Source organism: Lentzea sp. NPDC051838 (assembly GCF_040681245.1).
Lineage (GTDB): Bacteria > Actinomycetota > Actinomycetes > Mycobacteriales > Pseudonocardiaceae > Lentzea.
In genome coordinates, this window is the sequence record NZ_JBFAYI010000019.1 from 25,649 (window position 1) to 38,421 (window position 12,773).

Below are 12,773 nucleotides of genomic sequence, written 5' to 3' on the forward strand. Positions count from 1 at the left end.
CCCGGTACCGCAGGTGGGGAGGAATCCGGATGAGTGAGCGGGACGCCGCGTTCCAGGAGTACTTCGCGGCTCGCTCCGACGTCATGCGCGGCACGGCATATCTGCTGTGCGGCGACTGGCATCGCGCGGAAGACCTCGTGCAGACGACGTTCACGAAGATTTATCTCGCGTGGCGGCGCATTCAACGGCACGAGGCCATGGACGCCTACACCAGGCAAACCCTGGTGCGGACGTACCTGTCCGAGCGGCGGCGCGGGTGGTTCCGGTTCGAGGCGGTGAGCGAGGAGCTCGCCGACTCGCCCGCTCCACCGGGAGTGTTCCCGGAGGAGCGCATGGTGCTGCTGGAGGCATTGGCGAAGGTGCCTCCCAAGCAACGTGCGTGCCTCGTCCTGCGGTACTGGGAGGACCTGTCGATCGAACAGACGGCGGAGATCCTCAAGTGTTCGGAGGGAACGGTGAAGAGTCAGGCCGCGCGGGGGCTGCAGACGCTGCGCGGTCTGCTCGTGGGTCAGGAGAGGGTTCGATGAACGAACAGGACCTCAGGAATGCTTTCGAGCACGTGCTGGTGGCGAGCAGCCCGCCGCCGTCGATGGACCCCGGCCAGGCCCTCGACGTCGCACACAGGGCCAGGTCGAAGCGCAGGGCCTCGCTGGTGGGTGCCGCGGTCGCGGTGCTCGTCGTCGGGCTCGGCGTCGGTTCGGCGCTGGCAGCGAACCCGGGTTTGGGCCGGGACATCATGATGGGTGCCGGAAAGCTGTTGCCGCAGACGGAATGGGGCCCGGAATGGCCGATCGGCCAAACCGACCGCACCGCCACGAACGGGCCGCAGGCGGACCGGGCGCAGAAGCTGCTCGACGAGCTGAAAGGCGTTGTGCCGCTCGGCTACGACACCCCTCAGCTGAAGACCAGGAGCGGGTCCGACATGCAGCGGACCCAGGCGCAGGTGGCGTCCGACAAGGGCGAGACGCCCGAGATCTGGGAGTACATGGCCGAGACGCCGATGCGCAAGGACGGCAAGGTGGGCTGGCTGCTCGCCGAGGTGTCCATGCCCAACAGGGCCCTTCCGGAGGAGCCGTGCGAGCTGGCCAAGACGTTCTGGGGCATGGGCGGTGACTGCCAGGTGCTGGACGTCAAGGGTCTGCGGGTCGGTGTGGTGCGGCACAACACGAGTGATCGCGACCAGTTCGACAAGTGGGCGACCTATCGCGCGCAGGACGGCACGATCGTGACGATCGCGCAGGACGACAAGTACAACGGTGGCGACGACTACCCGGAGCTGGACGTGCCGGTTTTCACCGAGCAGCAGCTGGCGGAGTTCGCCATCGATCCGAGGTTCCGCGTCACGAGCTGAGTTGGTCCGTTGTGCGGAGGGCGGTCACGTTTGTGGCCGCCCTCTCTCGTTGCTCTTTTCGGGTGTTTTGCCAGGTAGAGTGCCGTCCTGCAATGCGCACTCTTCTCATCGACAACTACGACTCGTTCACGTTCAACCTCTTTCAGCACCTGGCTGAGGTGAACGGAGTCGAGCCCGTGGTCGTCCACAACGACGACCCGCGCTTTCGGCTTGCCTCGCTGCGGTCGTTCGACAACGTGGTGATCTCGCCGGGACCCGGCCGGCCCGGCAATCCCGCCGACTTCGGCATCTGCCGCGCGGTGATCGACCACGCCGAGATTCCGTTGCTGGGCGTGTGTTTGGGGCACCAGGGTCTGTGTCTCTCTTATGGCGCCGTCGTGGGTCCAGCGCCCGTGCCGCGCCACGGGATCGTCTCGCCTGTCACACACACGGGCGTCGATGTGTTCGACGGGTTGCCATCGCCGTTCGACGTGGTGCGCTACCACTCGTTGGCGGTCACGGAGCTGCCTTCCTCGTTGGAGGCCATCGCGTGGAGCGACGACTCCGTGCTGATGGGTGTGCGCGCGCTCGACAGGCCCGCGTGGGGTGTGCAGTTCCACCCGGAGTCGATCTGCACTGACTTCGGACGCGAGATGCTCGCGAACTTCGCCGCGCTGACGCCCAGTCGAACCGCCGCGGTACCGGAACTCACGCAGGTTCGTCCACGGCCTCAGAAGCGCCCTGTGCACGTCCGGCGGCTCGACGCGGCCGCCGATGCCGAGGAAACGTTTGCGGCGCTGTACGGAGCCTCTGAGACGTCGTTCTGGCTGGACAGCGGGTCCGGTGGACGCTTCTCGTTCATGGGGGACGCTTCGGGGCCTCTCGCACGCGTCGCGCAGTACTCCGTGCCGGACCAGGTGCTCACTCTCGACGGCGAGCGTGTGCCGTGTACGTCCTTCTTCTCGTGGATGGACGACGACATCGCGGCTTGGGGAGTCGAACAGCCCGATGTGCCGTTCGACTTCGCACTCGGGTGGGTCGGGTACCTCGGCTACGAACTGAAGGCGGAGTGCGGCGGCGACTACGCCCACCGCGCGGAACAGCCTGACGCGTCGTTCGTGTTCGCGGACCGTGCGGTGGTCATCGATCACGTTGATGAGTGCGTCTATTTGCTGTCTCTGACAGATGACACGTGGTTTGGCCAGGTTTCGGTCGTTCTGAACGCTCTGAAGCCGTTGGAGGAGCCTTCCCTGCCCGTCGTGTCGGCGGTGACGTTGCGCCATCCGCGCGCGCACTACCTGAAGCTGATCAGCGCGTGCCAGGAAGCGATCACGGCCGGCGAGACGTACGAGGCGTGCCTGACGAACATGATGTCGTGGCACGGCTCCCTCGACCCGTGGGGGACTTATCGGCTGCTTCGTGCCGCAAATCCCGTTCCGTTCGGCGCGTTGCTGCGTTTCGGTGAACTGTCCGTGCTCAGCACGTCACCCGAACGATTTATCCGGGTCGACCGACATGGTGTCGTCGAGTCATCGCCGATCAAGGGGACACGTCCGCGAGGTGTTGATGAGGCGGACGACGAGATGTTGCGCACAACACTGGCCCGTTCGGTCAAGGACCGGGCGGAGAACCTGATGATCGTGGACCTCGTCCGCAACGATCTCGGCACGTGCGCGGAAGTGGGTTCGGTCGAGGTGACGCGGTTGTTCGACGTCGAGACCTACGCGACCGTACACCAATTGGTGAGCACCGTGCGGGCACGCCTTCGGGCGGACAGTTCTGCTGTCCGATGTGTTCGAGCCGCGTTTCCCGGTGGTTCGATGACCGGTGCCCCGAAGATCCGGACCATGCAGATCCTTGATGGCTTGGAAGCCGGTCCACGCGGGGTGTACTCGGGAGCCCTCGGTTACTTCTCGCTCAACGGCGCCGCCGACTTCAGCATCGTCATCCGAACGCTCGTGACGAACGGCGACCAGGTCAGTTTCGGCGTGGGCGGAGCTGTCATCTCGCTGTCGGACCCCGACGAGGAATTCGAGGAGACAGCGGTCAAGGCGACTGCGGTGTTACGCCTGTTCGGAGCGCACTTTCCTGGTCGTTGATCCCACGTTCCGGGGATAGTGTGAACAGACCGGGATGTGTACGTCCTTGATGGTTAACACGTCGGCCGGCGGCCCGGCCGACGTGTGGAAACCTCGCGTGTTCGCGCAGGTCAGGAGGCGTGAGCTTCCTGGAACTGCACAACCAGGTTCTGCGGAATGCGGCCGCGGTCCGAGATCTGGTGCCCCTGTGCACGGGCCCAGTCACGAATGCGCTGCGCCTCAGCCTTGTCGCTGGCCTTCACCGTGGACTTGCCGGTGCCCTTGCGCTGCTTGCGGCCACCCGCACGACGAGCCTTGGCGACGAAGTCCGCCAGCGACTCGCGAAGCCGCTCCGCATTTCCCTTCGACAGGTCGATGGCGTACTCGACACCGTCAAGTGCGAAGGTCACGGTCTCGTCGGCTTCTCCGCCGTCGAGGTCGTCGATGAGTTGGACGACGGTCTGCTGTGCCACTGTTCCTCCGTTGGGTACTCACATAGCACGCGGATCCTCGACGTAACCACGTGCTCCGACAACACCATAGTCCAGATGAGGAAAAACGGCGAACCTTTCGCCGCTAAAATGTGACCCAACCGCCCAGTCGGGTCATTTACCCCGGGAAACCACAGGGGTGTTATGGGTCCAAAATGCCCCGCAAGTCGTCTCACTTCGGGCCGTTGCTGGGCTTGCTGGCCGCTTCACCATTCCCGCTGACGGAGCAGCGTTGCACATAACGCACCCCCATCCGGTGCAGGTATCCTCGACATACCCGCCAGGGGTAGGGAAGGTCAGGGGCCGATGCACGGGTACACCGCGGACAAGGACGCATACCTCAAGCGACTGCGCCGCATCGAGGGACAGATCCGCGGCCTCCAGCGCATGGTCGAGAACGACGAATACTGCATCGACGTGCTGACTCAGATCTCCGCGGCCACGAAGGCGCTGCAGGCCGTCTCGCTGGGGTTGCTCGACGAGCACCTGAAGCATTGTGTGGCGCAGGCAGCCGCTGAAGGTGGTCCGGTCGCCGAGGAGAAGCTGGCGGAGGCGTCTGCGGCCATCGGACGCTTGGTGAAGTCCTAGAGGGTCGGTGCTAAACCCCGTGGACTGATCCGCTAGAGTTCACTCCGTTAGGCCCCCGTAGCCCAATCGGCAGAGGCAGCGGACTCAAAATCCGTCCAGTGTGCGTTCGAGTCGCACCGGGGGCACGATCGAAGGGCGAGGTGCGGTTCGCACCTCGCCCTTCGCGTTTCTACGGCGTCCACTGTGGACGTCATATCGCTGATGTATCGAAATCCGGATACGTCGTGGCAACGTCATGCCGTCTTGACTGGCCGCCATGACTGGGGACGGGAACTGGGATCGGCGTTCGGTGCTGCGCGCGGCCGCCGTGATGGCCGCCGCGACACCCTTGCTGGGCGGGACGGCGGTGGCGCAGGCGGGTGACGCCGACGCGTTGTTCAAGGCCGGGAAGTTCGAGCAGGCCGGGCGTGCCTACGAGGAAGTGCTGAGGCGCGACCCGCAGAACGTGCACGCCGCGACTCGGCGTGGGTACGTGGCGCTGTTGAGCAACAGGTTCGCGGACGCGGAGAAGTATCTCGGCAGGGCTGTCGCGCTGGCGCCCGGTGACAAGCAGGTCAACAGGATGCTCGCCGACTGCTTCACGCGGCAGGACGAGTTCGGCCGGGCCGCGCCGCACTGGCGCGCGGCCGGCATGGAGTCCGAGGCCAAGTGGTACGAGGCGTTTCAGGGGCGGCCGTACGAGATCCTCGGTGACGAGGCGCGGTTGCCGTGGCTGCAGATGGACCCGATTCCGCAGGTCGAGGGGTCGCTCAACGGTGGGCCGCCGAAACGGCTCTCCTTCTACACGCGTGTCGGGCCGTTGAACGTGTCGGCGAGAACCGCGGAAGAGGCCGGGCTGCGGGTCGTGGCCAAGGAGAAGATCGAGTACGTCGGCGAGGAGCTCTGGTTCTACTACGGGGTGCTCGACTCGTTGCGGCTCGGCGGGATCGAGCTGCGCAACATTCCCGTCAACTGGTCGGACGGCGACTCCGGCGACGACTCCGACGGCATCTTCGGCACGTCGATCTTCTACCACCTGCTGACGACGGTCGACTACGCCGGCCGGAAGCTCGTGTTGCAGCGCAAGACCGCGGCGAGGCAGGTGAGTGGTGAGGTTTTGCCGTTGTGGCTGGCGGACGACCACCTGACGTTCAGCCGGGGCAGCTTCGACGGTTCCGGGCAGCGGGTGGTGGCGCTGCACGTCGGCGGAACCGGCAACAACGTCGCGGGCATGTACGAGGGCACCGCGAAGGCGCTGAAGATCCGCATCGACCGCGACCGTCCAGAAGAGACTGCGGCCGGGGGTCAGGCGGTCAGCGTCTACCCGTGCTATCCGCGGGAGGTTCGGCTCGGTGGTGTCACCGCGCGGGACGCCTACAGTCTCGCGGGTCAGCAGCCGGGGCACGAGGGGCACGGGTTCGACGTGCTGGGCGAGTTCGCGCACAGCTTCTTCAAGCCCTGCAGCGTCACGTTCGACTTCGCCGCCATGAAGTTCTCCATCGCGCGTGTGTCCACTATTTGACAGTTGCCCGGAACGTGTTCGCGTGTAAGGCTGCGCGCAGAATGACGTTTCGCGTGTTGTCGGGGGGCGCGCGCGGATCTTGTTGGGGGGCTTCACCTTGATGCGTGGCTTTGGCATGCGCGTTTTGCCTTTGGTGGCGGCGTTCTCGCTGCTGCAGGTGGTTCCGGCTCTGGCGGCTCCGTCCATCAACGTGGCGTCGTGGTTCAACGGCGACGACCCCGCGTTCGACGGCACCGGCAACGGCCACGACCTGGTGCTGACGGGCCTGGACACGGCTCGTGCCGGTCGCACCGTCGGCGGGTGGGGTGCCATCGGGTTCGACGGCGTGGCTTCCAACGGGGCGACGACGGCGAAGGTGGTCGAAGGCGGCGAGGGCATCTCCGTGTCCGCCTGGGTCCGGCTGACCGACGACTCGGTGAGCCGCACGGTGATCAGTCAGCAGGGGCAGGCCGAGTCGGCGTTCCGGCTTGGCTACGACGCGGTCTCGCACAAGTGGACGTTCGCTCTGGCCGAGCGCGACGCCGCGGACTCCGCACAGCGGACCGCGAAGTCGAACGCACCGGCTGCCAAGGGTGTCTGGACGCACGTGGCCGGCACTTACGACAACTCCAGTCGTGAGGTGCGGCTGTACGTCGACGGCGTCGCGCAGAACAAGGTCGCCTTGGTGCGCAACGGGTTCGCTGCCGAGGGCGAACTGTGGATCGGCAAGGCGCTGCGCGGTTCCGCTGCCACCGAGGCGTGGCACGGCGACCTGTCCGAGGTCCGTGCGTGGAACAGTGCCATCACTCCGGAGGAAGTCCGGGAGATGACCGAGGCCAGCGGCGTCGGTGAGTGGAAGTTCAACGAGGGGAGCGGGTCGTTCGCCCGCGACTCCTCGCCGTACGCCCGCGACCTGGTGCTCAGCGGTGGTGCCAAGTGGGGGCAGGGCGTCGGCGGGGCCGGAGGTGTGGAGCTCGTCGGTGGCACCAGCGCCGTGAACGCGAGCGAGCCGGTCCTCTACACCGACCAGTCGTTCACCGTGGACGTGTGGGCCAAGCTCGCCGAAACCGGTACCGCCCGCACGATCCTCGCCCAGCGCGGACCGTCCGGAGTGGACCCGTTCACGCTGAGGTACGACGGTGAGCGGTGGAGCGCCGAGATGCCGGACGCCGCGGTGAACCCGTCGAAGTACTGGCGGGCAACGGGAACCGCGGTCGCGAACAAGTGGACCCACCTCGTGGTCACCTACAACGCGAGCACGCGCACGCTCACGTTGACGGTCGGTTACCAGGACACCGCCGACACGCAGAAGAGCACCGTCACCTGCGTGGCCGGCTGGAACTCCACCGGCGTGCTGTCGGTCGGTCGCGGCAGCACGGGTGAGTCGTTCCTCGGCAACATCGACGAGCTGAAGATCCTGCAGGGCCCCCAGGCCTGAGACCAGCGGGAAGTGGAGCGGGTGGCGACGTGTGCGCCACCCGCTCTTCCGTCTCCTGAGGACATTCAACATCGCTTTGCCCACAACGAACTTTGGTCTGAACCACACCGGACTCCCTTTCGCGCAGTTGATCAACTCCGAACGGCGGAGTCCGCGCCACGTGCGAACCGCTACGGTCGTCAAGTATTCAACGACCGCGTCGGGAGTCCTTGGTGGTGCGGAAGTTCTTGTCGTTTCTCATGGTTCTCCTCACGTGCGCGTGCACGGCGGAGAGTCCGGCACCACCGCCGTTGACCACTCGGGCGCCGTCGCGGCCGCCGACGCTGGTCACGGAGGCGCGGGGGAACGTGCCGCGGGTCGTGCGCGAGGTGGTCGACGCGCGCACGGTCGAGCTCGACGACGGTCAGCGCGTCCGGATCTCGTTGCTCGCGGAGCCTGCCGTGTGCTGGGCCGCCGCCGCGATCGCCTTCGCCACCAGGACTTTGCTGGTGCGACCGGTTCGCGTCACGACGATTCAGCCGGGCGAGGTGAACCTGGAGCTCGAGGACGGCACCGACTACGCGCTTCTCGCCGTCCGGCAAGGTGTGTTGCGGGCACAGGGTGCGGCGGGGGAGATCGCCGAGGCTGAAGCCGTTGCGGCGCGCGAAGATCGTGGGTTGTGGGGGCCGCCGTGCAACGGCATGGATCTCACCGCGCCCGCCACCACCAAGCGCATTCAACCGCCGAAACCCGTGACGACAACGCCTCCCGCTGTCACGACCACCGCCACCCCGCCGCCTCCGCCGTGCACTGTGGCCTACCGGATCAACGCCCAGTGGCCGGGCGGGTTCCAGGGTGGCGTGACGATCCGGAACACCGGCCGCGCGGCGATCACCGGGTGGACGTTGCAGTGGTCGTTCCTGGACGGTCAGACCGTCCAGCACATGTGGAACGCCTCGTTGTCGCAGCGGGGTGCGGCGGTCAGTGCGGCCAACGCGTTCTACACGGCGACGATCGAGTCCGGTGACGAGGTGTCGATCGGGTTTCTCGGGGCGATGCGCGACCAGAACGCGGCTCCGCAGTCGTTCACGCTCAACGGAACGGCCTGCGCGACGGGCTGAGGTGTTGGTCCCGGCGGTCGAACGTGGCAAGATAAATTATTAATTAACCACGTACTCGATCATGTCAGGGACTAACCGTGCAGGTCACGAGGACTGTGCCGCTGTACGTCGAGGTCGACAACGCGCTCGGCGGACGCTGGACATCAGTGCGCACCGCACGCCGCGAGTGGCTCTGGCGGCGGCCTGACCCGGCCAGGGAGAGGGTGCGGCCGGGCGATCCGTTCGTCGACGCGGGCGGGCTCGAGGAGTGCGTCCCGACCGTCCGGGGCGTTCCTGATCATGGTGACGCGTGGAGCCGGCCGTGGGACGAGACCGGTGTGTTCTGCCCCGAGTTCGCGCTCGGCCGTCGCATCGAGATCAAGGACGGCGCGATCATCGCGGACTACGCGCTCACGGCCGAGCCCGGCTACCGGTTCGTCTGGGCCGCGCACGCACTGCTCGACGTCAGCCCTGAAGCCCGCTTGGTCGCGCCCACGCGCACACCCGTCCTGATCACGGATCCGGAGCCTGTCCTCCGCGAGTGGCCGGCGGGACTGGACACCCTCGGTCCGGACGACGGCACGGCGGTGGGCGCGATCGTCGAGAGCGACCAGATCCGTGTGGTGGATGGAGATCATCAACTGCACATGCACGTCGAATGCGCCGACCAACCGGTGTCGATCGCGCTGTGGCGAAATCTTCGCGGCTGGCCGGACATAAGTCCCTATCGCAGCGTCGGTGTGGAACCCATGCTCGGCCGCACCTTCGACCGCGACGACCGGACTCGGCCCGTGGCGGTCGTGCCCGCGTCGGGAACCGTGCGCTGGCGCTTGACCCTCACCGCTGAGGAAGGAACGGCATGACCGACGTGCTGACCCCGGGCGAGACCATGGGTGCGTTCCGCGCCGCCGGGCCGTTCCGCCTCGGTGGCACCGCGGACCTCACGATCGCGGGCGCGGAGTCCAACGTGGCCATCGGCCTCGCGCGCTTGGGGCACCAGGCGCGGTGGGTCGGCGTCACCGGTGAGGACGAGATCGGCGCGCTCGTCCGCCGCACGTTGTTCGCCGAGCGGGTGGACGTCAGCGGCCGCACGGCGCAGGCGAGCACCGGCTTGATCCTCTTCGAACCGCGGACCGCCGACATCACGCGGGTTCTCTGCTACCGCAGCGGGTCCGCGGGGTCGCAACTGTCCGCTGAGGACGTCAAGAAGGCGTTCGACATCAGCGTGCCCAAGATCGTCCACGTCACCGGCATCACCTGCGCGCTGGGTGAGTCGGCGCTCGCCGCCGTCACCGAGGCGGTCCACCTCGGCCACGAAGCCGGCAGCACCGTGAGCCTCGATGTCAACTTCCGTTCGAAACTTTGGTCGGAAAGGCAGGCCGCGATGGCCATCCGTCCACTTTTGACACGTGTTGACCTGCTGATCGCTTCAGATGACGAGCTGCCGATCACAGGTGATGATCACAACATCGGACAAGTCGTTGTCAAACACGGCGCGGACGGCGCCACCGCGCGTACTTCAGAAGGTGAGTGGAAAGCACCGGCCCACCGGGTCACGGCCGTCGACACCACGGGCGCGGGGGACGCGTTCGTGGCCGGATATCTGTCCGGCCTCCTCGACGGTCTGAGTCCCGCCGACCGCCTGCACCGCGGCACCGCCGTCGCCGCGTTCGCCGTCGCCACGCCCGGCGACTGGCAGGGCCTGCCCACCCGCACCGACCTCGCCCTTCTGGACCTGCAATCAGGGAGCACCGTCCGATGACGCTGACGCAGTGGAACTTCGAGCAACTGGAACTCGGCGAAGGCGCTCGCTGGATCGACGGCACACTCGTCGTCGTCGATCTTCTGGCCGGACGCGTGCTGCAGACCCGCGGCGACGTTCCCGCGCCGTTCCAGGAGATCGCCAAGCTCGACGTCCCGGTCGGAGCGGTTGCCCCGTCCGAAAACGGGCTCATGGCAGCCAAGGGAACCGGCGCCGGACCTCTGCAAGGACCGGTTCTGGAGTCCTTCGCGGGCGAGGGTATGCGCGTGAACGACGCAGTGGCGGACCCGCACGGACGTTTCTGGGTCACGACGATGGCGTACGACACCGAACCGGGAACCGGCTCGCTACACCGCCTCGGCACGCCCTCTCCTGTCCTCAAAGGACTAACGATCCCGAACGGCCCGGCGTTCTCCCACGACGGCAAGCTGATGTACCTGGCGGACAGCGCCCGCGGCATCGTGCACCGCTTCCACGTGGACGACGACGGTGAGCTGAGCGGGCGCCGCGTCTTCCTGCACACCCCGCACCACACCCCGGACGGCATGACCACGGATGTCGCGGGCAACGTGTGGATCGCCTTCTGGGGTGCGAGCGTCGCGCGCCGCTACCGCCCGGACGGCCGGCTGGACCGCGAGATCCGGCTGCCCGCCAAGCAACCCACGAGCGTCTGCCTCGGTGGCCCGGACCTGGGCAGGCTCTTCATCACCACCGCGAAGTACGGCCTGCGCCGCCCGACCCTGCACGACGGCGCGCTGTTCGCGGTCGACGTCGACGTGCCCGGCCGCCCGGCGAACGCTGTGAGCTGATCTGCCCACAGCAGAGAAAGCGGCGCCGGGCAAGGACAACCCGGCATCGTCGAGGGCATGACGAACAACGAGAGGCTCTTCAGCTCTGGGCTGCGGGAACGGTTCTTCGCTCAGCGGGTGCTGATTCTCGACGGCGCGCTCGACGACGACAACGGGACGGTGCTGGCGACCCAGATGCTGTCCCTGGCGAGCGAGGATCCACGGCAGGACATCGCGCTGTGGATCCACTCGCCGGGTGGTTCGGTGCCCGCGATGCTGGCGATCCGCGACGTGATGCGGCTGGTGCCGTGCGACATCGCGACGCTGGCGCTGGGGCTCGCGTGCAGCGCGGGCCAGTTCCTGCTTTCCGCCGGTACCAGGGGAAAGCGGTTCGCGTTGCCGCACGCCCGGATCCTGATGCACCAGGGCAGCGCGGGCATCGGCGGCTCGGCCGTCGAGGTCGAGGTGCAGGCGGACGACCTGCGGCACACCAGGGACACCGTGCTCGGCCTGATCGCCGAGGACACCGGCCAGGAGTTCGACCGGATCTTCACCGACTCGCTGCACGACAGGTGGTTCACCACCGCGCAGGCCCGCGAGTACGGGTTCATCGACCACGTCGTCAGCGATCTCGCGCAGGTCGTTCCGGTTCGCACCCACAAGCTCGGACTGCACTCGGGAGCCGTCGCATGAGCACCTACACGATTCCCAACGTCATCACGCGGGACGCGCGCGGCGAGCGGATCATGGACGTCTACTCGCACCTGCTGAGCTCGCGGATCGTCTACCTCGGCACCGGGATCGACTCCGGCGTCGCCAACGCGTTGATCGCGCAGCTGCTGCACCTGGAGTCCGACAACCCGGACCTGGAGATCAACCTCTACATCAACTGCGAGGGCGGCGATCCCTCGGCGATGCTCGCGCTCTACGACACCATGCGCTACATCAAGGCACCGGTGGCGACGACGTGCGTGGGGCAGGCGGTCGCGGCGGGCGCGGTGCTGCTCGCCGCGGGTGCGCCAGGACGCCGGGCGGTGTTGCCGCACAGCAGGGTCGTGTTGCACCAGCCCGCGGCGCAGGGGCGTGGCGCGATTCCCGACCTGATCCTCGCGGCGGACGAGGTGGTGCGGGTGCGCACGCAGCTGGAGGAGATCCTGTCGCGGCACACCGGCCGGAGCGTGGACGAGCTGCGCCACGACACCGACCGGGACCGCGTGTTCGACGCGGCGGGCGCCGTCGAGTACGGGCTCGCGGACCAGGTGCTGGAGCAGCGTTAGGCCGTCGTGTGCGGGCTTGGGCGACGGGTGCCGCGCGGGCCCAACGCTCGAACAGCGCCTAGGCCGCCAGGAGCGAAACCATCGCCACGGGCCCGGAGGGACGTCCGATGGGCCGCGAAGTGTGGAACTGGTTGCTGCGCACCACGTACTGGGAACGGACCTGGCCGGCGACACCGATCAGCAGGTCGGCCAGGTCGATGCCCAGCGCGCCGGCGACCGCCGCGATCATCTCGCTCGACGGCTCCTTGCGGCCCCGCTCGATCTCGGACAGGTACTGCACCGAGATGCCCGCGCGTTCGGCCACGTCGACCAGCCTGTCGCCGCGCGCCTCTCTGGTCTCGCGCAGCTTGCGCCCGAGTGCCTCACGCCAGAGCGGCTCGGGTGCGTGCTTGAAGTCCAGGATCTCCGCCATTTCCTCATCGTGACAGCACCGCGACCCCGGCAAACGGGGGTTCTGCTGTC

Annotated in this window: 14 protein-coding genes and 1 tRNA gene; 13 read left to right on the forward strand and 2 right to left on the reverse strand. The window is 67.3% G+C overall.

What is annotated here, in order from left to right:
- The first annotated feature begins 29 nt into the window (after window positions 1-29).
- The 3 genes from AB0M24_RS31685 (at window position 30) to pabB (ending at window position 3,429) form a co-directional block, all read left to right on the forward strand.
- Window positions 30-527, forward strand: coding sequence for a SigE family RNA polymerase sigma factor (locus AB0M24_RS31685; RefSeq protein WP_363776155.1), 498 nt, complete (start codon window positions 30-32; stop codon window positions 525-527).
- Window positions 524-1,351, forward strand: a complete 828-nt coding sequence (locus AB0M24_RS31690; protein ID WP_363776158.1) for a hypothetical protein — start codon at window positions 524-526, stop codon at window positions 1,349-1,351. Before AB0M24_RS31685 ends, AB0M24_RS31690 begins: the two co-directional genes overlap by 4 nt.
- A gap of 92 nt (window positions 1,352-1,443) precedes the next feature.
- Entirely contained in the window at window positions 1,444-3,429 is a 1,986-nt protein-coding gene (gene pabB, locus AB0M24_RS31695; RefSeq protein WP_363776160.1) for an aminodeoxychorismate synthase component I, read from the forward strand.
- 110 nt (window positions 3,430-3,539) lie between these two features.
- Here the strand turns inward: pabB and AB0M24_RS31700 are convergent, their stop codons facing one another.
- Complete coding sequence (locus AB0M24_RS31700) at window positions 3,540-3,881, reverse strand: Lsr2 family protein (protein WP_030466676.1); 342 nt, start codon at window positions 3,879-3,881, stop codon at window positions 3,540-3,542.
- Between the two features lie 324 nt (window positions 3,882-4,205).
- Between AB0M24_RS31700 and AB0M24_RS31705 the strand changes: the two genes are divergently transcribed.
- From AB0M24_RS31705 to AB0M24_RS31750, 10 genes are all read left to right on the forward strand, one after another.
- Window positions 4,206-4,487 carry a metal-sensitive transcriptional regulator gene (locus AB0M24_RS31705; protein ID WP_030466675.1) on the forward strand — a complete coding sequence of 94 codons (282 nt, stop codon included), beginning with the start codon at window positions 4,206-4,208 and terminating at the stop codon, window positions 4,485-4,487.
- A 51-nt stretch (window positions 4,488-4,538) separates the two neighbouring features.
- Window positions 4,539-4,612: transfer RNA gene (locus AB0M24_RS31710), tRNA-Leu, on the forward strand.
- Between the two features lie 131 nt (window positions 4,613-4,743).
- A complete protein-coding gene (locus tag AB0M24_RS31715; protein WP_363776165.1) occupies window positions 4,744-5,988 on the forward strand; it encodes a tetratricopeptide repeat protein in 1,245 nt (414 codons plus the stop codon).
- A gap of 115 nt (window positions 5,989-6,103) precedes the next feature.
- The gene (locus tag AB0M24_RS31720) at window positions 6,104-7,405 is read left to right on the forward strand and encodes a LamG domain-containing protein (RefSeq protein ID WP_363776168.1); all 1,302 of its coding nucleotides are present in this window, start codon (window positions 6,104-6,106) and stop codon (window positions 7,403-7,405) included.
- A gap of 239 nt (window positions 7,406-7,644) precedes the next feature.
- Window positions 7,645-8,505: a cellulose-binding domain-containing protein gene (locus AB0M24_RS31725; protein WP_363776171.1), complete on the forward strand. Its 861-nt coding sequence runs from the start codon at window positions 7,645-7,647 to the stop codon at window positions 8,503-8,505.
- 77 nt (window positions 8,506-8,582) lie between these two features.
- Window positions 8,583-9,347 (forward strand): hypothetical protein, encoded by a 765-nt coding sequence (locus AB0M24_RS31730; RefSeq protein WP_363776174.1) that lies wholly within the window; start codon window positions 8,583-8,585, stop codon window positions 9,345-9,347.
- Window positions 9,344-10,246: a sugar kinase gene (locus tag AB0M24_RS31735; protein WP_363776177.1), complete on the forward strand. Its 903-nt coding sequence runs from the start codon at window positions 9,344-9,346 to the stop codon at window positions 10,244-10,246. Before AB0M24_RS31730 ends, AB0M24_RS31735 begins: the two co-directional genes overlap by 4 nt.
- Window positions 10,243-11,055 (forward strand): SMP-30/gluconolactonase/LRE family protein, encoded by an 813-nt coding sequence (locus AB0M24_RS31740; protein ID WP_363776180.1) that lies wholly within the window; start codon window positions 10,243-10,245, stop codon window positions 11,053-11,055. The genes AB0M24_RS31735 and AB0M24_RS31740 overlap by 4 nt, the downstream gene beginning before the upstream one ends.
- Window positions 11,056-11,112: 57 nt before the next feature.
- On the forward strand, window positions 11,113-11,727 hold the full coding sequence (locus tag AB0M24_RS31745) for an ATP-dependent Clp protease proteolytic subunit (protein ID WP_363776183.1): 615 nt from the start codon (window positions 11,113-11,115) through the stop codon (window positions 11,725-11,727).
- Window positions 11,724-12,311, forward strand: coding sequence for an ATP-dependent Clp protease proteolytic subunit (locus AB0M24_RS31750; protein WP_363776186.1), 588 nt, complete (start codon window positions 11,724-11,726; stop codon window positions 12,309-12,311). The genes AB0M24_RS31745 and AB0M24_RS31750 overlap by 4 nt, the downstream gene beginning before the upstream one ends.
- Window positions 12,312-12,369: 58 nt before the next feature.
- On the opposite strand, the gene AB0M24_RS31755 is transcribed toward AB0M24_RS31750, so the two are convergent.
- Entirely contained in the window at window positions 12,370-12,723 is a 354-nt protein-coding gene (locus tag AB0M24_RS31755; RefSeq protein ID WP_363776189.1) for a helix-turn-helix transcriptional regulator, read from the reverse strand.
- Between the last annotated feature and the right edge of the window lie 50 nt (window positions 12,724-12,773).